The following is a 611-nucleotide window of genomic DNA, read 5'->3' as shown; positions in this document are numbered from 1 at the left end:
ATGTGATAAATGATAGCTAATCATTTATCAATGAGAGATACAAGACGTAAAGCGCGGTACTACTACCTTTAACGAACTAGTTGGCTTAAGCCAAGTAATGGCAAAAGCAGCACGTGAAGTTATAGTGATGGTTGAATCAGATAAAATTGGCCGGAAAATCCCAAATTTAGAATTACCGTGGCAAATAGTAACCACCTTAATAACCGACAATGGCTTAGCAGACGATAAACGCAAAGCAATTGAGGCATGTGGTGTAAAACTAATTTGTGCAGAGATTATGGAATAGCCCGTTAACTTGAATTCAGGTTATAAGCGGGCAAATATTTAAAAAATTAATGGAGACACTATGTGTGGAATAGTTGGGGCAGTTGCAGAACGTCCAGTAAATAAAATTTTAGTTGAAGGCCTTAAACGCCTTGAATACCGTGGTTATGATTCAGCAGGCGTAGCATTGCTTGATGGCAACACACTTAATACTGTTAAAGCAGTAGGTAAAGTAGTAAACGTAGAAGCTGCACTTGAGAAAGCAGGCGTTAGCGGCCATACAGGTATTGCACACACTCGCTGGGCAACACACGGTAGCGTTACTGAAGAAAACGCACACCCGCATG

2 pseudogenes are annotated in these 611 nt (G+C 40.8%); both read left to right on the top strand.

Annotated elements, in window-relative coordinates:
• Window positions 1-43: 43 nt before the first annotated feature.
• Window positions 44-286 (top strand): annotated as a pseudogene (locus GQR53_RS20560) (XRE family transcriptional regulator); the annotation flags it as partial.
• A 60-nt stretch (window positions 287-346) separates the two neighbouring features.
• Window positions 347-611: pseudogene (locus tag GQR53_RS20555) on the top strand (glutamine--fructose-6-phosphate aminotransferase); the annotation flags it as partial.

Source organism: Pseudoalteromonas sp. Z9A6 (assembly GCF_011378805.1).
Classification (GTDB): Bacteria; Pseudomonadota; Gammaproteobacteria; order Enterobacterales; family Alteromonadaceae; genus Pseudoalteromonas; species Pseudoalteromonas distincta.
Note: the sequence above shows the minus strand (reverse complement) of the source record. Positions and strands in the feature narration are given on the sequence as shown.